Source organism: Corallococcus carmarthensis, assembly GCF_003611695.1.
GTDB classification, from domain to species: domain Bacteria; phylum Myxococcota; class Myxococcia; order Myxococcales; family Myxococcaceae; genus Corallococcus; species Corallococcus carmarthensis.
This window is the reverse complement of record NZ_RAWE01000016.1, coordinates 1-20556: the sequence shown is the minus strand read 5'-3', so window position 1 is coordinate 20556 and position 20556 is coordinate 1. Positions and strand designations below refer to the sequence as shown.

Sequence of the window (20556 nt, the reverse complement as noted above, 5' to 3'; positions counted from 1 at the left end):
CACAGACAAGGAGTCCGACGTGCTTCGACATGCATCACGATGGGTCACGACGTTCGTGCTGGGTTTCACCTGGATTCAGACGGGCTGTGCTCCCGCTGAACCGCCCACGCAAGAGACACCGGAGGCCACGTCGGCCGCGCAGCCGCTGCTGGCCGGTGAGCGTTCGCTGCTGGGCACCACCGCGCTCCCGGCCGTGGCGGCCGCGGACGACAGCGGCGCGGTGGAGCTGGGCGTGCGCTTCCGCAGCGACGCGCCCGGGCGGATCATGGGCCTGCGCTTCTACAAGGGCGCGGGCAACACGGGCACGCACACCGGCAACCTGTGGACGGCCTCCGGCTCCCTGCTGGCCACCGTCACCTTCCAGAGCGAGACAGCCTCCGGCTGGCAGGAGGCGCGGTTCGCCTCGCCGGTCACCATCGCCGCCGACACGAACTACGTCGTCTCGTACTACGCGCCCGCGGGGCACTACGCCGTGACGGGCAATGGGTTCGCGTCCGCGCTGGATGCGCCGCCCCTGCACGCCGAGGCCACCACCAATGGCCTCTACCGCTATGGCACCAGCGGCTTCCCCACCAGCACGTTCAACGCGAGCAACTACTGGGTGGACGTGGCCTTCCAGCCCAACGACACCACGGCGCCGCGCGCACCCACCAACGTCGCGGGAACGCCCAGCTCGTCCACCGCCATCGACCTGACCTGGTACGCATCCGTGGACGGCAGTGGCGAGACGCAGGGCAACGCCCGCGCGCACCTGGTGTACCGGAACAGCCAGCTCATCGCGGAGCTGCCCGGCACCACCGTGCGCTACCGCGACACCGGCCTGACGCCCTCCACCGCTTACAACTACACCGTGCGCGGCCGTGACGCCGCCGGCAACCTCAGCGCGGACTCCGCGGTCGTCACCGCCACCACGCTCGCGAACATGGCCTGCAACCCCTGCAGCCTGTGGAACAGCGTGACGGGGGACCCGCAGTACGAGAACGCCGACGCCACCCCCACGGAGGTCGGCGTGAAGTTCCGCACGGACGTCGCGGGCACGGTGACGAAGGTCCGCTACTACAAGGGCAGCACCGACACCGGCCCGCACGTGGGCCACCTGTGGAGCGCCACCGGCACGCTGCTGGCCACCACGGAGACGACGCCCGCGGAGACGGGCTTCGGCTGGCGCGAGCTGGCCTTCACCACGCCGGTGAGCCTCACCGCGAACACGACCTACGTCGTGTCGTACTTCGCCACCGGCGGGCGCTATGCCATCACCCCGTACTACTTCAGCACCGCGGGCGTGGACATGCCGCCGCTGCACGCGCCCTCCACCCTGGAGGCCCCTGGCAACGGCGTTCGCAACCTCAACGGCAGCGCGTTCCCCACGGAGGCGTGGCTCAACACCAACTTCTGGGTGGACGTGACGTTCGTCCCCTCGGAGCCTGGCGGTCCGTCGACGGTGGACCTGTCCGTGCAGCAGTCGTTCCCCGACGGCACGGGCGCCAACGGCGACGTGCTCTTCTACGACATCACCGTGACGAACCAGGGCCCGGCGACCGCCACCAACGTCGTGCTCGACGTCCCGATCCCCAGCGGCCTGAGCTACTTCTTCTACTCGGCGAACGCGCCGCCGGTGAACGGCGGGCACTGCGGGTTCTTCAGTGACCTGCAGTGTGGCGCCCCCACCCTGGCGCCGGGTGCGAGCTTCACCATCCACGTGCAGGCCATCCCCTTCAGCGCCGGGACGTTCACCAGCCAGGCCACCATCTCGTCATCGCAGACGGATTTCGTGCCGGGCAACAACACCCACGCGCTGTCCATCCCCGTGGGCCCGTCCACCAACCTCGTCACCTTCGACACCTTCCCCGGCCAGGACGAGACCTTCGACGGCCCGCATGGCCCCCTCCACTTCGGCACCAACCGCTGGTACATCGCCTCGCCCTGGGGCGGGTTCGACACGAAGAGCGTGTCGTTCAACGGCGGCGGCCTCACCCAGGCCGGCCTGTCCATCTTCGGCCAGCGGCGCATCCTGGGCCTGGATGCCTTCACGTGGGACACCGGCGCCACGGTCACGCTGAGCTGCCTCGACCTGCCCTCGCTCACCTTCCCGCTGACGGCGGGACAGGTGACGCACCTGGTGCCCAGCTGGACGACGCAATGCACGGTCTTCACCGTGGCGACGTCCAACGGCTGGGACACGAACTTCGACAACCTGGAGCTGTCGCCGCGCCCCTGAGCGCGTGACGCGAGGGAGGGCGGGTATGCTTCACGGATGCCCGCCGCTCCCCTGCTCCTGAGTGCCGCGACGTCCCTGTTCGCCATGACGTGGCTCCTGGCGGCGGAGCCGTTCTCCGTCACCGTGAAGCCCTCTGGATCGAGTCCGCGCACAGCACCGGCCGCCACAACTTCGACTACCGGATGAAGGACTCTGGCGTCATCCAGCTCGTCAACTGCCACAACCCCTAGCGCGCCGGACTACGACGGCCGCTCGCTCGAGCAGGCGGCGGCGCGTGCACGCAGCAGCGACTGTTCCTTCGCGTTGCGCGTGAGCGACGCCGCCCGTTCGAACTCCGCGCGGGCTTCCTTGAGCCGCCCCAGCTTCTGGAGCAGGTCGCCGCGCACGCTCGGCAGCAGGTGGTAGTGCTTGAGCGACGGCTCGGCCATGAGCTGATCCACCAGCTCCAGCCCCACCGCGGGACCGAACGCCATCGACAGGGCCACGGCGCGGTTCAGCTCCACCACCGGCGACGGCGCGAGCTGTGCGAGCAGCGCGTAGAGCGCCGCGATGCGCGGCCAGTCCGTCGCCTCCGGCGTGCGCGCCCGCGCGTGGCAGGCGGCGATGGCGGCCTGCACCGCGTAGGGCCCCGGCGCGCCTGCCTTCTCCGCGCGCTCCAGCGCCGCGAGTCCCCGGCGGATGAGGAGCTGATCCCACAGCGCGCGGTTCTGCTCCAGGAGCAGCACGGGCTCGCCCGAGGGCCCCACCCGCGCCCGGGCCCGCGACGCTTGAATCTCCATCAGCGCCACCAGCCCGTGCACCTCCGGTTCACCCGGCGCGAGCTCCGCGAGGATGCGGCCCAGGCGCAGCGCGTCCAGGCAGAGCTCCGGACGCATCCAGTCGCCGCCCGCGGTCGCGGCATAGCCCTCGTTGAAGATGAGGTAGATGACCTCCAGCACGGAGCCGAGCCGCGCGGCCAGCTCCTCGCCCCGGGGGACCTCGAAGGGAACACCCTTCTCCGCCAGCGTCCGCTTGGCCCGCACGATGCGCTGGGCCACCGTGGGCTCCGGCACCAGGAACGCGCGGGCAATCTCATCCGTCGTCAGGCCACCCAACAGCCGCAGCGTGAGCGCCACCCGCGCCTCCGGGGACAGCACCGGGTGACAGGAGGTGAAGATGAGGCGCAGCAGGTCGTCGCCGACGTCGTCGTCCAGGGCCGCGTCCAGGTCTGGAACCTCCGCCTCCTCCAGCCCGTGCCCCAGCTCCTCGTGCTTGCGCGCGAGCAGCTTGTGCCGGCGCATCTCGTCGATGGCGCGGCGCTTCGCGGTGGCCATGAGCCAGGCGCCCGGGTTCTCCGGCACGCCCGACACGGGCCACTTCTCCAACGCCGCCACCAGCGCGTCCTGCGCGAGCTCCTCCGCCTGCCCCACGTCGCGCACCATGCGCGCAAGCCCGGCGATGAGCCGGGCGGACTCGATTCTCCACACCGCGTGCACCGCGGCCTGCGCCTTGGAAGCCGTCACGGCGCGAACTCAATCAAATGCACGTCGAATGGGCGCCCCGGAAATCGACATGCGGGCGCGATTTTCCCCGCGGGGCACTCCACCCCTCCTCCCGGGGCAATGGAGGAGGCCGGCAGCCGACAAGACCTTCGGGGCTCTCTCGCAGTCGCGCATCTGGAGCCGCCCATGTCCCTGTCGATGTCTTCCCCGTCCAAGTCCTCCCAGGCCCGCCGGGGCCTGGTCCTCGCCGCCTTCCTGCTGGCCCCGCTGGGGCACGCCGTGGCCGCGCCCACCGGGCCCTCCGGCCAGCCCCAGGAGCTGCTGGACCTGCCCATCCCCACCGGCCCCCTGATGGTCCAGTGCCTCCTGGGGTCGAGCGTCACCACCTACAACCCTGGCCTGACGGACACGCCCCAGAACGTCACCCGCAACATCAACTCCACCTACACGCTGTGCGCGAACCTGCTGGGCACGCCCCTCTTCCTGACGGCCGGCAGCGGCACGGGCAACGTGCCCGTGGCGAACGCCTCCTGCCAGCAAGCCATCGAGCCCCCGGAGCCCATCCAGGAGAGCTTCTTCTGGGGCGACGGCGGCTTCACGACGGTGCTCTTCACGCAGATCGGCCTGCGGGCCAAGGGCACCGCCTCCGAAGCCGTCCTCATCGGCACGGTGACGTCGGGGCGGTTCCCCAACGCCGTCGCGATGAAGACCGTCACCTACGTGAACGGCGACCCGACGAACGGCTGCGGCCAGCCGGGCGGACTGCGGGAGCTCCGGGGCCCGTCGACGCTCTCGTTCTACCTCCCGACGAACTGACCACGGCCCCGGGCTTCCCCCTGTTACGGAAGGAAGCCCGGAGCCGTCACCTCACGCCCGCGCCTCGGCGCTGGAGGCGCTGGCCGGCTCCGGCACCGGCTCGTACGTCCCCAGGCGCATGCTGGCCTGGGCGCGTCCCTGCGTGCGGCCGCGCAGCGCCGTCACGTAGCCGAACAGGCGCGCCATGGGCACGCGCGCGGACACGCACCGCGCCGTCCCCTTCGCCTCCATCCCCAACACCCGTCCCCGCCGCGACGCCAGGTCACCCAGCACGTCGCCCAGGAACTCCTCCGGCGTCACCACCTCCACCTCCATCACCGGCTCCAGCCCCTGGATGCCCACGCGCCGCGCGGCCTCCTGGAGCGCCAGCGAGCCCGCCACCGCGAACGCCTGCGGCGTGCTGTCCTTCACGTGCGTGTCCCCATCCACCAGCCGCACCTCCACGTCCACCAGCGGCACGCCCTCGCGCACGCCCCGCGCCATCGCGCCGGCCACGCCCTTTTCAATCGCGGGCACCAGCTCACGGGGGATGGTGCCGCCCTTCGTGGCGTCCACGAAGACGAGCCCCGCCCCTCGCGGCGCCGGCCCCACGTCCAGCACCACGCGCGCGTACTGTCCGGGCCCGCCGGACTGGCGGACGTGGCGGTACTCCTGGCGCACCGCGCCCCTAAGCGTGTCGCGGTACGCCACCTTCGGCTGTCCCACGCGCGCCTCCACGCCGAACTCCGTCCTCAACCGGTCCACGACCACCTCCAGGTGCAGCTCACCCATGCCGGACAGCAGCACCTGGCCGCTCTCCGGATCCACGCCCAGGCGCAGCGACGGATCCTCCGCCGCCAGCCGTTGCAGGCCCTCCTCCAGCTTCGGAAGCTCCGCGGGGGAGCGCGCCTCCACGGCGAGTTGCACCACGGGCTCCATCACGTTCAACGCCTCCAGCACCACCGGCGCGTCCGGGTCGCACAGCGTGTCGCCCGTGCGAACGCCCTTGAGCCCCAGCGCCGCGCACAGGTCGCCCGCGTGCACCTCCGCCACCTCTTCACGGCGGTTGGCGTGCATGAACATCAGACGGCCCACCCGCTCCTTCCGTCCGGTGACGGGGTTGAGCAGGACGGTGCCCGCGCGCAGCGTGCCGGAGTACACCCGCAGGAACACGATGCCGCCCACGGCCTTGTCGCTCATCAGCTTGAACGCCAGGGCGCTTGGCGGACCCGAGTCCGACACGGGACGGCTGACGCGCTCGCCGGTGACGGGCGCAAAGCCCTCCACCACGGCCACGTCCGCGGGTGACGGCAGGTAGTTGACGACCGCATCCAAGAGCATCTGCACTCCCTTCTTCTTGAAGGCCGACCCGCACAGCACCGGCACCAGCGTCCGCGCGAGGGTGCCCGCGCGCAGCGCGCGCTCCAGGTCCTCCACGGTGATGTCCTCCACCCGCCCGTCCACGAACTTCTCCAGCACGCCTGGGTCCACGTCCGCGCAGACTTCAATGAGGCGCATGCGGTAAGGCATCACCGCCTCCAACAGCTCCGGCGGTACGGGCGCGTCGTCGTCGAAGCGGCCGTCCTCGCCCTGGAAGCGCACGAGCCGCATGCGCACCAGGTCCACGAGCCCCTGGAAGTCCGCGCCGTCGCCCACGGGCCACTGCACGGCCACCGGGCGCACGCCCAGCCTGTCCACCATGGACTGCACGCTCAGGGCGAAGTCCGCGCCCACCTTGTCCATCTTGTTGATGAACGCGATGCGCGGCACGCCGTAGCGGTCCGCCTGACGCCACACCGTCTCCGACTGCGGCTCCACGCCCTGGCTGGCGTCGAACACCGCCACCGCGCCGTCCAGCACGCGCAGCGAACGCTCCACCTCGATGGTGAAGTCCACGTGGCCCGGCGTGTCCAGGATGTTGATGCGGTGGGGAACGCCCGCCTCCCGCCCGTGCCGGGGCTGCCAGAAGGCCGTCGTCGCCGCGGAGGTGATGGTGATGCCGCGCTTCTTCTCCTGCTCCATCCAGTCCATCTCCGTGGAGCCCGTGTGCACCTCTCCCGTGGAGTGGATGCGCCCGGTGAAGAAGAGGACGCGCTCGGTGAGCGTCGTCTTGCCCGCGTCGATGTGGGCCATGATGCCGATGTTGCGGTACCGCTCGATGCGCGTGGTGCGAGACATGAAAGACTCCCGTTCCCGTCCGGGCAGCGAGGCCCGCGGGTGTGTATTGGATTGAGGACGCCGGTTGGATGAACTGAGAGGACCTGCCCGGTGGCGGTCTTCAGGCGCGCACGCGCACGCAGGCCTGGAGGGGCACGTCAGGCCCGCTCCAGCAACGCGCGAGGACACACGAAGACACCACCGGGACTATCGGGCGGAGACGGAACTCACGGCACGCGGGCAACCAGCCACGGCGCGCACCGGAGGACTCCGGTCCGCCTGCTCAAATATCGAGCAGGACCTCGTGACGGGGCGTGAGGCGCACGTCCGCCGCCGGCGCGAAGGCGCTCAGGGTCGGCAGGGCATGGAAGGAGACGGGCCTCATGACGACATAGGAGTAAGACAGACAGCACGGGCTGTCAACCCGAGGGGCTCCGCCGTGTGACGGGCCCGGAAATAAATCCCCCAGAGAATATCCGCCACACCCGCCGTAAATGTGGCGGTTGGCACGAGAAGCCAGCCCCTGATTCCTCCGAGGGGGATGTATGTCCACGTTTCACAAGAGCCTGCTGACGGCGTCCATGGCGCTCGTCGGCTTGAATGGGTGTGTCTACGGTTTCATCTATGACTCGGCGACGGGCAGCGCCGTGGAGGGCGTGACGGTCTACGTCGCCTCCGGCACCTGCTCTGGCACGGGCTGTGGCACCGGCCTCCCGACCCAGACGACGGACTCGTCGGGCCTCTTCGTCTTCGACGCGTACGGCAACCAAAACGGCGAGGACGACGTCCAGATCGTCATGCCGGCGTCCGGCGAGGAGGCGGTGCGGCTCGTCTATTCGCGCTCGGGCTACCGCTCCGTCACCGTCTACCACCGGCCCAAGTACGAGACGATGACGCAGAACGGGACCGACTATCAGGTCTCCGCCGTGCAGCCCGTGTACCTGTGCGCGCTCAACGCCGTGGACACCGACGGCGATGGCATCTGTGACGCGGCCGAGGCCCAGTACGGCACCAACCCCAACAACTCCGACACGGACGGGGACCGCATCAGCGACTTCGCGGAGCTGTACGGCTACGGCGGCGTGGACCTGCACTACTGGGGCGCGGATCCGCGCAAGAAGGACGTGTTCGTGGAGGTGGACTACTACGCGGACCGCAAGCCCACCCAGGCGGCGCTGGACCGCGTGACGACGTCCTTCGCCAACGCGCCGGTGTCCAACCCCAACGGCACCACGGGCATCGCGCTGCACCTGGTGCTGGATTCGCAGATCGCCGCCGCGGACGCGGACACGGACCTGACCCCGGTGTGGACGGACGTCGACGTCATCAAGGCGAAGTACTTCAAGTCGCGCCGCGCGCCCTTCTTCCACTACGCCCTGTTCGCGAACACCTACAACGGCGGCACCTCCAGCGGCATCTCCCGCGGCATCCCCGCACACGACTTCATCGTGACGCTGGGCGGCTGGTCCGTGCCGGGCGGCACGGAGCTGCAGCAGGCCGGCACCCTCATGCACGAGCTGGGTCACAACATCGGCCTGCGTCACGGCGGCACCGACGACAGCAACTACAAGGCCAACTACCTGAGCCAGATGAACTACGAGTACCAGATGTACGGCCTGCGCGTGGACGGCGTGGACAACGTGCTGGACTACTCGCGCGTGCGCGTCGCCTCCATCAGCGAGGCGTCCATCAACGAGGTCTCCGCCTTCGCGCCCATCGCCCCCACCACGGAGGCGGACCTGGCCCACATCGGCGTGCGCATCAACGGCGTGCAGCGCGCCGGCACCGCGAGCGCGAACCTGGACTTCAACGGCAACGGCACCATCCAGGCCGCGTCCTACGCCTACAGCCTCAACCACGACGCGGACACCACGGACCTCCTCCCGGCGTCGCAGCATGACTGGCTGGCGCTGGTGTACGACGGCGCCGGGCAGATTGGCGACGGCTGGCTGGGCACGACCCAGGGCCTGAGCCGTCAGCAGCCCTTCTTCGTCCTCCCGGAGAAGACCGAGGCCTGCCTCACCGCGGAGATGTTCCGCGCCCGGTAGTCCCTGGCTTCACCCCCTGGGAAGTCGTTCCCCGCCGGGTTCCTCCTCACGAGGGACCCGGCGGTCGTTTCTCCGCCGCATGCCCGCGTAGACTCCGGCGCATGCCGCATGTCGCACTCGTGGGATACGGACGTTTTGGACGCGCGCTGGGAACGCTGCTGGAGGCGGTGGGGGTGGAGCACCGCGCCCTGGACCCGGTGGCGGACATCCCGGAGCCGCTTCGCGCGCACTCGATGCCGGAGCTGCTGGAGGGCGCGGAGCTGGTGGTGGTGTCCGTCCCGGTGCCCCAGATGCGGGACGTGCTGAAGGCGCTGCGGCCCTTCCTCACGCCGGAGCACCTGGTGCTGGACGTGGGCAGCGTGAAGGTGAAGCCCGTGGAGGCGCTGACGGAGGTGCTGGGCGCGCAAGTGCCGTGGGTGGGGACGCATCCGCTCTTCGGCCCCTTGAGCCTGGCCATGGCCGAGCGCCCCATGCGCGTCGTGCTCTGTCCCAACCCGCTGCATCCGGAAGCGGCCCCGCGCGCCCGGCGCTTCTACGAGGCGCTGGGCTGCGAGGTGATTGAACAGTCACCGGAAGGCCATGACCAGGTGATGGCGCGCACGCACGCGCTCACGTTCTTCGTGGCCAAGGGGATGGTGGACTCAGGCGCGGCGGCGGACGTGCCCTTCGCGCCGGCAAGCTTCAAGGCGCTGTCGCGCACCATCGAAACCGTGCGCGCGGACGCGGGCCACCTCTTCAACGCCATCCAGCAGGAGAACCCCTTCGCCACGCAAGCGCGCGGCAGGCTGCTCGCGGCGCTCCAGGCCATCCACCGCGACCTGGAATCCGCTCCCGCCATGAAGCCGGAGCAGGCGCGAGAGACGGCGGGCCACGCCGTGCCCGGATTGGAACCGGCGGCGCCAGCGCCCCGGGAGCCGCGCGAGCACATCGATGAGCTCGACCGGGAGCTGGTGGAACTGCTCGCCCGCCGGGAGGAGCTGGTCCGCCGCCAGCGCCGCGCCCAGGCGCCCGGAAACGAGCCCGCGCGCACGGAGGCGCTGCTCGCCGTGCGCCGGGCATGGGCCCGGGAGGTGGGCGCGGACGCGCAGGAGGTGGAGGCCGTCTTCCGCGCCGTGTTGGGCAGCGGCCTGCGATGACGCGGCGGCCCTCTGGGCGCTACAGGTACTCGTCCAGCCAGTCGAACATCCGGTGGTTGGCGACGGCCTGCGCGGCCTCCTGGCAGTGCAGGAGCCCCGTGTCCTGGGCGGTGAAGAGCATGTAGTCCTTCGGGCACTCCAGCGCGTCGAAGAGCAGCCGGGCCTGCCCCTGTGAGAACGCCTCGGCCGTGCCGTCCATCACCAGCGTGCGGCAGCGGATGCGGTGGACGATGGGCTCGTTGTTGTACCGGCGCAGCTCGAAGAGCAGCGCGGACGGCGTGCTGACGCCGTGCTTGGACATCGAGTCCTTCATGTACCAGCGGTACAGGAACACCTGCTCCATCAGCTGGGCCATGGCCGCGTCGAAGGCCCGAGGGTCGCTGTCGAGCAGCGCCATCACGTCCGGGAAGTAGGTGTTGAACTGCTCGAAGGAGGAGTCGCCCCAGTTGAGGACGCCGGGGTTGGGGATGAGGATCTTGATGCGCCGCTCGAACGCGGCGGCGCGCGGCACCAGCGCCCCGCCCATGCTCCACCCCAAGAGCGCGATGCGCCGCGAGTCCACGCCCGCGATGCACAGGGCGAAGTCCACCACCGGCCGGATGACCTGTTCCCAGTCATGGCGGAAGGGCAGCCCCTGCTCGCGGATGGCCATGCCCTGGCCGGGCGCGTGCACGATGAGGCAGTGGTAGCCCCGCGCGAGCGCCGCGTCGATGACGTACTTGGACTCCTCCGGCCACGCGTCGCGGCCCTGCTGGAAGATGAGCAGCGGCGCGATGCTCCGGGCGCTCGGGGCGCGGAAGAAGTAGCCGGGCAGCGTGGTGCCCTCGTACGGGATGCGCACGGGGGTGCCCGGAATCTTCAGCAACGGGAGCGCCTTGTTGTACGCATCCACCGCCTTGCGCCCGGTGGCGACCACGCTCGGGTGCGTGGGTTCGGGGTGGTGGATGAGCGCGGCGCGGTAGTAATTGGCGGCGCGCAGGTAGGCATTGCCCGCGCTGATGGGATGGCGGCGCGACAGGCTGGCGGCGCCCATGGCGCGGATGCGGTCGGCGGTGTGGACCCATTCGTTGGGCCAGCTCCAGTCATCCCCCGCGACGATGCGGCTCGCCGTGTCCAGCACCTCGCTGATGTCCGCCTGGGCGCTGTAGGTCGCGGCCAGGAAGTGCAGCAGCTGGCTCTCCATGATGGGGTCCGCCATCAGGCCCAGCTCCCACCAGGGCCGGGGCTCCTCGGCGGAGGTGGAGGGCGTGGACGGCTGTCCGGCCGCCGCGGCCGGGGCGCCCCGGAGGAGCGCGAGCCCCCCGGTCAACCCCAGGCTGGCTTGAATGAGGGAGCGGCGGTCCAATGTGATGCCCATGGTCTGTGACCTCCAGCGAAGTGGATGCTGGCGGGTCGAACACCCGAGGCCTTCGTTTCTGTCACCCGGCCCTGCTCACCGCGTCGCCACCAGGGCGAACACGCGGTGGGGCACGGCGAGCGGCGCGTCCGGGAAGCGCTCCGCGAGCAGCTTCGCGTGCGCGGTGTCGAAGCGGGCCGCCTCCTCCGGGGAGAGCACCGGGCCCACCTTCGCGCTGGCACGCACCCGCCCCATCCACGCCTCATGCGAGTAGTGGACGACGGTGTCGAAGGAGAAGGACTCCAGGCCGGTGAAGCCCGCGGTGGCGGCGTCCAGGAACCAGCGCGGATAGATGCCTGCGTCGTGCCCGAAGCTCACGTAGGGCGCGACCTGCGAGGCATTGAAGGTGTCGATGAGGGAGTGGACGACCTCGACGACATTGCCCGGCAAGGGCAGCCAGTCGAAGTGCGCGATGACCAGCCGTCCCCCCGGCGCCAGCACCCGGAAGGCCTCGCGGGCCGCGGCGGCGCGGTCGAACCAATGCCAGCACGTGCCGGCGGTCACGAGCCCGAAGGACTCCGAAGGCAGTCCGGTCCGCTCCGCCGGAGCCACGCGGAAGTCGATGGACAGCCCTTCCTCCGTGGCGAGCCGCCGGGCCGAGTCCAGCATGGGCGCTGAGACATCGAGCGCCGTGACGGAGCCACCGCGCTTCGCCCATCCCCGCGCGAGCGTTCCCGTGCCCGCGCCCAGGTCCAGCACGCGCTGCCCGGGATGGAAGACGCCCTCGCGGCTGAGCCGTTCGAAGAAGGCATCCGGGAAGCCGGCGCGATGACGGGCGTAGTCCTCCGACGTGCGGCCAAAGTCCACCTGCATGGCATGTCCTCCTGGGTCCGGGGCTCCACGCGTCCAGGAGGAAAGACATATCGACAGCGCCTTCGCGCCGCGTCGACACTCTCCTCCCAGGAGGTGGATGGAGCATGGATAGACGCCGGGGTGGACGCTCTCAATCTCGATTCGACCATCGACCTGAGCGGGAAGAAGCCCTGGTGCCGGCGCGTGAGGCGGCGGCGCTGCTCGGCGTGAAACGTTCGACGCTGTACACCTACGTGAGCCGGGGGCTGGTGCGGTGCGTGCCCGTGCAGGGAACGAAGGAGAACCGCTACGCACGCGCGGACCTGGAGCGGCTGAAGGTCCGCCACGACGCGAGGGCGGGACACGCGGCGGTGGCGGCGGGAGCGCTGCGGTGGGGCGAGCCCGTCATCGACTCCGCCGTGTCGCGCGTGGAGGCACAAGGCCTGGCGTACCGGGGACGCCACTCGGCGGTGGTGCTGGCGACGGAAGGCCGCTCCTTCGAGGACGTGGCGGAGCTGCTGTGGTCCGGCGTGCTGCCGGAGCCTCGGGGCACGACGTGGCGTGTGCCGCGAGCGCCCTTCGCCCCTGCCGCGCTGGCGGCGCTCCTGCCCCGGAGCACGCCTCCGGCGGAGGTGCTGGTGACGCTGGTGTCCCTGCTGGGCGCGAGGGACGCGGTGCGCTTCGCGGCGCCACCGGACCGGGAGCTGGCACGGGCCCGGAGCCTGCTGCGGCACCTGGCGGCCTGGGTATGCGTGGCCCGTGCGCCGGACCGCGTGGGCCCTGCGTTGCGTGAGCGGACGGTGGCGGATTCACTGGCGCGTGCGTGGGCCGCCCGGTCGCCGCGCGCGCCCGCGGTGTTGAACCAGGCGCTGGTGCTCTGCGCGGACCATGAGCTCAACGTGTCTACCTTTGCCGCGCGGGTGACGGCGTCCTCCGGCGCGGACCTGTACGCCTGCGTGGGCGCGGCGATGGCGGCGCTCTCCGGCTCCAGACACGGAGGCGCGTGCGACCGCGTGGAGGCGCTCCTCGCGGAGGTGGGCCGTCCGGAGCGGGCGAAGGAGGTGGTGTCCACCTATCTGCGCCGGGGCGAGTCCGTGCCGGGCTTCGGCCACCGGCTCTATCCCCAAGGGGATCCACGCACGCCGGCCCTCATCCAGGCCGCGCTCGAACTGCGCCCGCAAGCGCGCGCGGTGCGAGTGGCCTCCGCGGTGCTGGAGGTGACGCGCGCCGCGGGCCACCCCGCACCGTCGATGGAGGTCGGGCTGGTGATGCTGGCGGAGGCGTTGGGTTTGCCGAAGGGCGCCGCGGCGACGGTGTTCGCGGTGGGGCGCTCGGCGGGTTGGGTGGCCCACGTGCTCGAGCAACGAGAGCAGGGGCATCTGCTGCGTCCCAGGGCCCGCTACGTCGGTCCCCCTCCCTGAATCAGCACGGATTGATTTCCCTGATGGGATTCAGGTTGGACACGGCGGTGTTGGTGGACCCTAAGCGCATGATCAACTTCTGGAGCCACTGCATGAAGAAGACCGCACTGCTGACCTGCCTGCTTGGACTGCTGGGTGCTCTCCCGGCCGCCGCCGCTGAACTCAAGGACGTGTTCGGCAAGGAAGTCCCCATCGGGCAGGGCCGCCCCACCCTGGTGCTGTACGCGAACAAGAGCACCCGGGAGGAGCTGCGCCAGCACGCTTCCCAGTTCCTCTATGACGTGCGCGAGAAGAAGCCCATCGTCGTCATCCACGTGGACCTGCGCGACGTTCCGGGCCTCTTCAAGGGGATGGCGCGCGGGGAACTCCGCAAGACCCACAATGAATCGCTCACCGCCATGAAGGAGCTCTTCCGCGAGAAGGGCGAAACGCCTCCGGCGGAGCTGGATACGTCGCTCTTCATGGTCGCGGACTCCAAGGGTGAACCCCACCAGTCCATGGGCCTGGAGAAGGGCTTCGACCGTGTGTTCGCCCAGGTGCTCAGCACCTCCGGGCAAGAGGTCGCACGAGGCGCCTTCTCGGACGGCGCCCGGAAGCTCAGCCAGGCCATGACCGCGGCACCCAGCGTGGCGTCCCGGAGCCCGTGACTTCACGGGGCGTGCAACCCACGCCCCCGCGCCCCGCGTGGGTGGACGACAAGGGATGAATGGATTTACCTTGCTGACGCGCTAGTCGCCTCTCACCTGGAACCCATGGAGATGCATGGGATTCAAGCGGTGGGGGGTGACAGCGCTTCAGGTCCATTCTCCCCCGAGACACTCCCCCATGTTCAAGTTCAAGACGTGCAGCCTCGCCGTGGTGGCCCTTGCGTTCAGCGCCTGTGGTCCCGCGCCGGAAGCGACGGAGCCGGCCCCCGCCGGCGGTGACATCGCGCAGGTCCAGTCCGAAGTGACGAAGGCCATCCCGGGCACGACGTGCGTGGTCGAAGCGACGACACCCTACACGTATGACGTGGGGGGCCCCATCAGCGCCCAGGCGTCTGTCTGGGATTGCGACCAGGACTACCCCATCATCTACGTCTGCTCCATCGTGGAGAAGAAGTCGGTGAGCAGCACGGGCACGGTCACCTGGACGGCGGTGGCGGGCAGCCGCAGCTGCTACCCGGAGACGAACACCGACTTCGGTGGCCAGACGGCGAACCCCACGCCCTACGCCGCGGGCGTCTACCGCCAGCGCGCGCAGTCGGCCATCAAGCTGAACGCCACCACGTGGACCCCGGCCCAGCCGTCCACCTGCGCCACGCTCTCCAGCAACATCCCCTGCAAGTTCACCGAGGTGGTGTCCGGCAACGTCACGCTGTGACGCATGAAGCCGTAGCGTGAAGCACCACGGACCCCAGGTGTGAAGAAGGGCAGGCGTTCGCTATCGTGGCGCCTCCCGTTCCACCTGGAGTCTTCCATGCACGTCGAATCCCCGCGCAGCGCCCGCACCCCGAAGGCCGTGACGTTCCTCCGCATCCCCGTGCTGCTCGCGGTGGGCATGATGACGATGGGCAGCGGCATGGGAAACCCGGGCTGTGGCGGAAGCTCGGTGAGCGTCTGTGAAGGCGGTTGCGCCATCGCGGGCACCTACACACTCCAGTTCGCGGACACATCGCCCCCTGGGGACGAGTGCGAGGCGTTGGGGCTGGGCCTGCCCAAGGGGCCGCTCGTGGTGAACCTGTCCGGAACCTACGCCACGGCGACGCTCGACGGCGCGAGCCTGTCGACCTACTACTACGGCGAGCCCTCGTGGGAGCTGAACCTCTTCGGCTCGCAGACCCTCACGGAGACGACCTGGTACAACACCGTTTTCACCGCGACGGTGGCCGCGCCCGCGCCCCAGTCAGACACCGACAGCTCCACAATTGAAGGCGAGTACAAGTTGGAGAGCTACTCCTCCGACAAGACCGCCTCCAAGTGCATCATCCGGCGGAACTTCACCGCGACGCGGTAGGGATTCTCCAGGTGGGGCCCCGGGCCCCATTTGGGGTGCGGTAGGTTCGGGGCCATGCGTACTCCCGTCATGGCCTCGCTGTTGTTCCTGATGATGGCGTCACCCGCCCGGGCCACGGTGCCCGCCGGCTTCGTGGAAACGAACTATTCCTCCAGCAGCCTGTCCGCCGCGACCGGCATGGCGTGGGCGCCGGATGGCTCAGGGCGCCTGTTCATCACGCTGAAGAACGGCGTCGTCCGCACGGTGGCCATGAAGGACGGGGCCCTGGAGACGCAGCCGGGCACCTCCACGCTGGTGACCCGTGAGTTCGCCAAGGAGCCCTCGGTCCACACCAACAGCGAGTGCGGCCTCATTGGCATCGCGTTCGACCCGAACTACGTGGTCAACCGGTACGTCTACTTCTTCGTCACCGTCTCCGCGTCCGAGCAGCGCATCGTGCGCTACACGGACTCCAACGGCACGGGCATCGCGCGCACGGAGGTCGTCACGCTGCTGCCCACGGCGGGCAACAACCATGACGGCGGCGGGCTGGGCTTCGGGCCGGACGGCAAGCTCTACTGGTCCATTGGCGACCTGGGCAACGGCACCGGCGTGGACGCGGACCTGACGTCCATGGCGGCCAAGGTGGGCCGCGCCAACCTGGACGGCACGCCCGCCAATGACAATCCGTTCAACGACGGCGTGGGCCCCAACAACGAATACATCTGGGCGCGCGGCCTGCGCAATCCGTTCACCTTCACGTTCCAGCCCACCAGCGGCCAGCTGTGGGTCAACGGCGTGGGCACCGGCTACGAGCAGGTCTTCGTCGTGAACAAGCGCAGCCACGCCGGCTACAACGACTACGAGAACAACCAGCCCCAGGGGAACGACTACATCACCCCCGTCATCAAGTACCGCACCAACAACGTCGACGCGCGCCCCCTCACCGCCACGGGCGCGGTGCGCAGCGGGGGCGTCACCACGTTCACCACCACGGGGTCGCACGGCTTCCGCAAGGGGGAGCGGCTCACCCTCGAAGGGGTGGGGAACACGAGCTTCAACGGCGAGTTCTACGTCGCCAGCGCCAACAACGCGCCGGGCACCACCACCTTCACGGTGGCCCAGCCGGGCCTGCCGGATGCGAGCAGCGGCGGCGGCACCGCGACGACGCAGGCCCTGGGCGGCTCCATCACCGGCGGCACCTTCTACGACGCCACCCTCTTCCCGCCGGAGTACCGCGGCAACTACTTCTTTGGCGACTACAACTCCGGCCAGGTGACGCGCGCCACGCTGGCGGCGGATGACTCGGTGGCGACGGTGGATGAATGGGGGACGGGCTTCTCCTCCAGCGTGGACATGAGCGTGGGGCCGGACGGTGCGCTCTACGCCATCGGGCACACCGCCAACGTCGTGCGGCGGGTGGCTCCGGTGGCTTCCGGCCAGAAGCTGGTCGTGTCCGGGCTCAACCTGCGCCTGATGGAAGGGGGCCGCGCGACCTTCACCGTGCGGCTGGCCCAGGCGCCTGCCGCGCCCGTGACGGTGCGGGTGACGCGCGCCCTGGGCGGCTCCGAGGACCTGGGAGTCATCAGCGGCGGCACCCTCACCTTCTCTCCGGCCGATTGGAGCGTGCCCCAGGTCGTCGTGCTCGAGGCGGTGGAGGACGCGGACGCGGTCGCGGACACCGCCACCTTCACCGTGTCCTCCGAGGGCCTGACGGACGAGGCGGTGGTGGCCACCACCATCGACAACAACTCGCCCCGGCTGGTGGTGTCCACCGCCCGGGTCTCCGTGCCCGAGGGCGGCACCGCCACCTTCGACGTGTCGCTCTCCCTGAAGCCCACGTCGAACGTCACCGTCACCGTCGCGCCCACCCAGGGGGATGCGGACATCACCGTGGCCTCCGGGGCCACGCTCGCGTTCACGACGGCCAACTGGAACACGCCGAAGACCGTCACGCTCCAGGCCGCGCAGGACGCGGACAACGTGGACGGCGTGGCCACCATCACGGTCGCCATGCCGGGACTGGACGCGCGCACGCTGGAGGCCGTGGAGGCGGACGACGAGGTGCTCCCGCCCGCCATCTCCTCCACGCCCGTCACCACCGCCGTGGTGGGGGGCGCGTACCGCTATGACGTGGAGGCGGTGGGCCGGCCGCAGCCCACGTATTCGCTGGAGGGCACGGTGCCGCAGGGCATGAGCATCGACGCGGCCACCGGTCTCATCACCTGGACGCCTTCGGCGGTGGGCCCCGTGGACGTGCGCGTGCGCGCGGCCAACGGCGTGCCGCCGGACGCGGAGCAGACCTTCACCATCACCACGAAGGCGGATGAGCCGCCGCGCGCCGTCCTCACCCGGCCCACCCAGGGCGAGCGCGTGTCCGGCGCCATGGCGGAGTTCTTCGGCGACTGCGTGGACGACGTGGGCTGCACCGCCGCCGGCTTCTACGTGGACGGCACGCTGGAATACACGGACATCCGTTCGGACAATCACTTCCACTTCGGTGGCGAGCACAACCGCTGGGACACCACGGGCCTGGCGCCGGGCCCGCACACGGTGCGCCTCGTGGTGGTGGACACGGCGGGAGTCCCGGCCGAGGCCACGGTGACGGTCTGCGTCGGGGACGGGAGCTGCGAGGCGGAGCAGCCGGATGCGGGCACCGACGCCGGCACGGGCACCCCGGACGCGGGCACGAGCAAGCCCTCGACCGAAGACGACTCCGGCTGCGGCTGCGGCGCGGCCCCGGTGGCGCCGCTCGCGTGGTTGGCGCTCGTCGCGCTGGCCACCCGGCGCAAGCGGTCGCGCGCGGAATGAGTCCTCGCTGAAACATGAACGGGAGGGCGCCCCTGGGTGGAACGCCCTCCCATCATTTCGGACCCGGGATGCATTCGAGCCCGCTTGCGTGTCCGGAAACGGGATGTGGATTCCCAGCGCCGGTCAGCGGGTGGCGCGTGCCTTTCCGCCTACCGCCAGGGAGTGACTGTCCCGCCTCCGTGGCATGCGCCATGCTCAAGCGCGTCCGACATGGCCTCCCTCTTCCAGGACCTCCGGCTCGCGCTGCGGCGGCTGCGTCGCAGCCCCACCTTCACCTTCGTGGCGGTGGCCACGCTGGCGCTGGGCATTGGCGCCAACGTCGCCATCTTCAGCGTGGTGCACGCGGTGCTGCTGCGGCCGTTGCCCATGCACGACGACGCGCGGCTCGTGCGGCTGTTCAGCGTGGGGAGGCAGGGCGCGGGGCCGACCTCGCCGCCGGACCTGCGGGACCTGCGCGAACAGACGCGGGCCTTCGAGGGGCTCGCCGGCGTGGCGCCCGTGAGGGTGACGCTCGGGGCGGATCGCACGGAGGCCTCGCCCATGAAGGTGCAGTCCGGGATGGTGACGGCCGGGTTCTTCCAGGTGCTGGGGCCCCGAGTGCAGTTGGGCCGCGCGCTCCAGCCCGGGGATGACGCGCCGGGGGCGCTCCAGGTCGCGGTGCTGTCGCATGCACTCTGGCAGCGCCGCTTTGGAGGCAGCCCCGACGTGCTGGGCCGTACGCTGCACCTTGGCGGCCCCCTTCCGTGGACGGTGGTGGGCGTGATGGCGCCGGGGTTCGACTTCCCCTCGCGCGCGGAGCTGTGGACGCCCCTCGTGCAGGACGAGTCCATGACGAAGCCGGAGGCGCGCGGCGCGCACTGGCTGGAGGTGTATGGGCGGCTGGCGCCGGGGGTGAGCCTCGCGCGGGCGAAGGCCGACGCCACGGCGGTCGCGCGAAGCCTGGCGGCGCGGTACCCGGCGACGAACGCGGACATGGGCGCGAGCGTGGAGCCGCTGCGCGACGTGCTGCTGGGCCAGGTGCGCCCCTCGTTGCTGCTGATGCTGGGCGCGGTGGGGCTGGTGCTGCTCATCGCGTGCGCCAACCTCATGCACCTGCTGCTGGCGCGGGCCGCGTCGCGTGAGGGAGAGACGTCCGTGCGTCTGGCGCTGGGCGCCAGCCGGGGGCGCATCGCGAGGGAGCTGCTGGTGGAGAGCGCGCTCCTGTCGGTGCTGGGCGGGGTGGCCGGGCTGCTCGCGGCCATGTGGGCGCTGGATGCGCTGGCGGCGTTCGGGCCTCGGGACATTCCGCGCATCGAGGAGGTGTCGCTCGACGGCACGGTGCTGGCGTTCACCGCCGGCCTGTCGGTGTTCACCACGCTCCTCTTCGGGCTGGTGCCCGCGTGGCAGACATCGCGGGTGGAGCTGGCGCGCGTGCTGCGGACCACGGGCGAGGGCGCGGGAGGCGCCGCGCACCACCACCGCACTCGCGCGGCGCTCATCGTGGCGGAGACGGCGCTGGCGGTGCTGCTGCTGGTGAGCGCGGGCCTGCTCCTGCGCAGCTTCGTGCACCTGCGGCGAATCGACCCGGGCTTCCAGCCCGAGGGCGTGCTGACGGTGAAGCTCGACCTGCCGCCCATCCGCTACGCGTTTGGCAGCGCGGCGCCCGCGGCGTTCTACGACGGGCTCCTCGAACGGTTGCGGGCCCTGCCCGGCGTGAAAGCAGCGGGCGCGGTGAATGCGCTGCCCATGGAGGGGCAGCGCTGGACGCTCGCGGTGCGCGACCCACAGCGGCCGGTAGCACCGGGCACGGAGCCCTGGCAGGCCAGCATCCGCATCGTCACGCCGGGGGCGCTGGAGGCATTGCGCGCGCCCGTGCTTCGCGGCCGGGGGCTGTTGCCAGAGGACCGGGGCGCGGGTGGGCGCGCGGTGTTGATCAACGCGGAGGCGGCGCGGCGCTTCTGGCCGGGAGAGGACCCGCTGGGCCGCACCGTGGACACGGACATGGACCTGGGCAACGGCGCCTTCGGTGGCCGGGTGGTGGGGGTGGTGGCGAACCTGGCCACGGAGGGGCTGGCCGCGCCCGCCGCGCCGGAGGTGTACGTACCCTATGAGCAGACGCGGACCACGGAGATGACGCTGGTGTTGCGCACTTCAGGAGAGCCGCTCGCGCTGGCCAGGGTGGTGCGGACGGAGGTCCGGGCGCTCGACGCGAACCTCGCGGTGGGCAGCGTGCGGACGCTGGCGTCGGTGGTGGATGGAACGGTGGCGCCGCTGCGCTTCTATCTCCTGCTGGCGAGCCTCTTCGCGGGGGTGGCGCTGGTGCTGGCGGCGGTGGGGCTCTACGGGGT

The 20556-nt window shown here is 70.7% G+C and carries 15 protein-coding genes; 11 read left to right on the top strand and 4 right to left on the bottom strand.

The window, feature by feature from the left end:
- Nucleotides 1-19: 19 nt before the first annotated feature.
- Both D7X32_RS07165 and D7X32_RS45360 read left to right on the top strand, forming a co-directional pair.
- Entirely contained in the window at nt 20-2218 is a 2199-nt protein-coding gene (locus D7X32_RS07165) for a DUF4082 domain-containing protein (RefSeq protein ID WP_120601758.1), read from the top strand.
- A gap of 89 nt (nt 2219-2307) precedes the next feature.
- Complete coding sequence (locus D7X32_RS45360; RefSeq protein ID WP_158625622.1) at nt 2308-2448, top strand: hypothetical protein; 141 nt, start codon at nt 2308-2310, stop codon at nt 2446-2448.
- Nucleotides 2449-2457: 9 nt separating this feature from the next.
- On the opposite strand, the gene D7X32_RS07160 is transcribed toward D7X32_RS45360, so the two are convergent.
- Nucleotides 2458-3720: an RNA polymerase sigma factor gene (locus D7X32_RS07160; protein ID WP_120601757.1), complete on the bottom strand. Its 1263-nt coding sequence runs from the start codon at nt 3718-3720 to the stop codon at nt 2458-2460.
- 165 nt (nt 3721-3885) lie between these two features.
- Here D7X32_RS07160 and D7X32_RS07155 point away from each other — a divergent pair, with 165 nt between their 5' ends.
- Entirely contained in the window at nt 3886-4515 is a 630-nt protein-coding gene (locus tag D7X32_RS07155) for a hypothetical protein (protein WP_120601756.1), read from the top strand.
- A 51-nt stretch (nt 4516-4566) separates the two neighbouring features.
- On the opposite strand, the gene fusA is transcribed toward D7X32_RS07155, so the two are convergent.
- Nucleotides 4567-6672 (bottom strand): elongation factor G, encoded by a 2106-nt coding sequence (gene fusA / locus D7X32_RS07150; protein ID WP_120601755.1) that lies wholly within the window; start codon nt 6670-6672, stop codon nt 4567-4569.
- Nucleotides 6673-7196: 524 nt separating this feature from the next.
- Here fusA and D7X32_RS07145 point away from each other — a divergent pair.
- Nucleotides 7197-8699 (top strand): zinc metalloprotease, encoded by a 1503-nt coding sequence (locus D7X32_RS07145; protein ID WP_120601754.1) that lies wholly within the window; start codon nt 7197-7199, stop codon nt 8697-8699.
- A 101-nt stretch (nt 8700-8800) separates the two neighbouring features.
- Entirely contained in the window at nt 8801-9835 is a 1035-nt protein-coding gene (locus tag D7X32_RS07140; protein ID WP_120601753.1) for a prephenate dehydrogenase/arogenate dehydrogenase family protein, read from the top strand.
- A gap of 19 nt (nt 9836-9854) precedes the next feature.
- Here D7X32_RS07140 and D7X32_RS07135 read toward each other — a convergent pair whose 3' ends face one another.
- Together D7X32_RS07135 and D7X32_RS07130 are read right to left on the bottom strand one after the other, a co-directional pair.
- Nucleotides 9855-11192, bottom strand: coding sequence for an alpha/beta hydrolase family protein (locus D7X32_RS07135; RefSeq protein WP_120601752.1), 1338 nt, complete (start codon nt 11190-11192; stop codon nt 9855-9857).
- A 75-nt stretch (nt 11193-11267) separates the two neighbouring features.
- Nucleotides 11268-12044, bottom strand: coding sequence for a class I SAM-dependent methyltransferase (locus D7X32_RS07130; protein ID WP_120601751.1), 777 nt, complete (start codon nt 12042-12044; stop codon nt 11268-11270).
- A gap of 104 nt (nt 12045-12148) precedes the next feature.
- On the opposite strand from D7X32_RS07130, the gene D7X32_RS07125 reads away from it, so the two are divergent.
- The 6 genes from D7X32_RS07125 to D7X32_RS07100 all read left to right on the top strand — a co-directional run.
- Nucleotides 12149-13444 carry a citrate synthase family protein gene (locus D7X32_RS07125; RefSeq protein WP_120601750.1) on the top strand — a complete coding sequence of 432 codons (1296 nt, stop codon included), beginning with the start codon at nt 12149-12151 and terminating at the stop codon, nt 13442-13444.
- A gap of 92 nt (nt 13445-13536) precedes the next feature.
- Complete coding sequence (locus D7X32_RS07120; protein WP_120601801.1) at nt 13537-14091, top strand: hypothetical protein; 555 nt, start codon at nt 13537-13539, stop codon at nt 14089-14091.
- Nucleotides 14092-14269: 178 nt separating this feature from the next.
- Nucleotides 14270-14806, top strand: a complete 537-nt coding sequence (locus D7X32_RS07115) for a hypothetical protein (RefSeq protein WP_120601749.1) — start codon at nt 14270-14272, stop codon at nt 14804-14806.
- 96 nt (nt 14807-14902) lie between these two features.
- Complete coding sequence (locus D7X32_RS07110) at nt 14903-15439, top strand: hypothetical protein (protein ID WP_147450059.1); 537 nt, start codon at nt 14903-14905, stop codon at nt 15437-15439.
- Between the two features lie 54 nt (nt 15440-15493).
- Nucleotides 15494-18229 carry a PQQ-dependent sugar dehydrogenase gene (locus D7X32_RS07105; protein ID WP_120601747.1) on the top strand — a complete coding sequence of 912 codons (2736 nt, stop codon included), beginning with the start codon at nt 15494-15496 and terminating at the stop codon, nt 18227-18229.
- A 210-nt stretch (nt 18230-18439) separates the two neighbouring features.
- The coding region (locus D7X32_RS07100; protein WP_147450058.1) for an ABC transporter permease at nt 18440-20556 on the top strand (2117 nt) is incomplete at its 3' end.

Excerpts from the sequence above, each read along its gene's own strand:
- D7X32_RS07120 (WP_120601801.1), top strand. The coding sequence starts at position 13,537 with ATGAAGAAGACCGCACTGCTGACCTGCCTGCTTGGACTGCTGGGTGCT.
- D7X32_RS07125 (WP_120601750.1), top strand. The coding sequence starts at position 12,149 with ATGGATAGACGCCGGGGTGGACGCTCTCAATCTCGATTCGACCATCGA.
- D7X32_RS07105 (WP_120601747.1), top strand. The coding sequence starts at position 15,494 with ATGCGTACTCCCGTCATGGCCTCGCTGTTGTTCCTGATGATGGCGTCA.
- D7X32_RS07155 (WP_120601756.1), top strand. The coding sequence starts at position 3,886 with ATGTCCCTGTCGATGTCTTCCCCGTCCAAGTCCTCCCAGGCCCGCCGG.
- D7X32_RS07115 (WP_120601749.1), top strand. The coding sequence starts at position 14,270 with ATGTTCAAGTTCAAGACGTGCAGCCTCGCCGTGGTGGCCCTTGCGTTC.
- D7X32_RS07145 (WP_120601754.1), top strand. The coding sequence starts at position 7,197 with ATGTCCACGTTTCACAAGAGCCTGCTGACGGCGTCCATGGCGCTCGTC.
- D7X32_RS07110 (WP_147450059.1), top strand. The coding sequence starts at position 14,903 with ATGCACGTCGAATCCCCGCGCAGCGCCCGCACCCCGAAGGCCGTGACG.
- D7X32_RS07135 (WP_120601752.1), bottom strand. The coding sequence starts at position 11,192 with ATGGGCATCACATTGGACCGCCGCTCCCTCATTCAAGCCAGCCTGGGG.
- D7X32_RS07140 (WP_120601753.1), top strand. The coding sequence starts at position 8,801 with ATGCCGCATGTCGCACTCGTGGGATACGGACGTTTTGGACGCGCGCTG.
- fusA (WP_120601755.1), bottom strand. The coding sequence starts at position 6,672 with ATGTCTCGCACCACGCGCATCGAGCGGTACCGCAACATCGGCATCATG.
- D7X32_RS07130 (WP_120601751.1), bottom strand. The coding sequence starts at position 12,044 with ATGCAGGTGGACTTTGGCCGCACGTCGGAGGACTACGCCCGTCATCGC.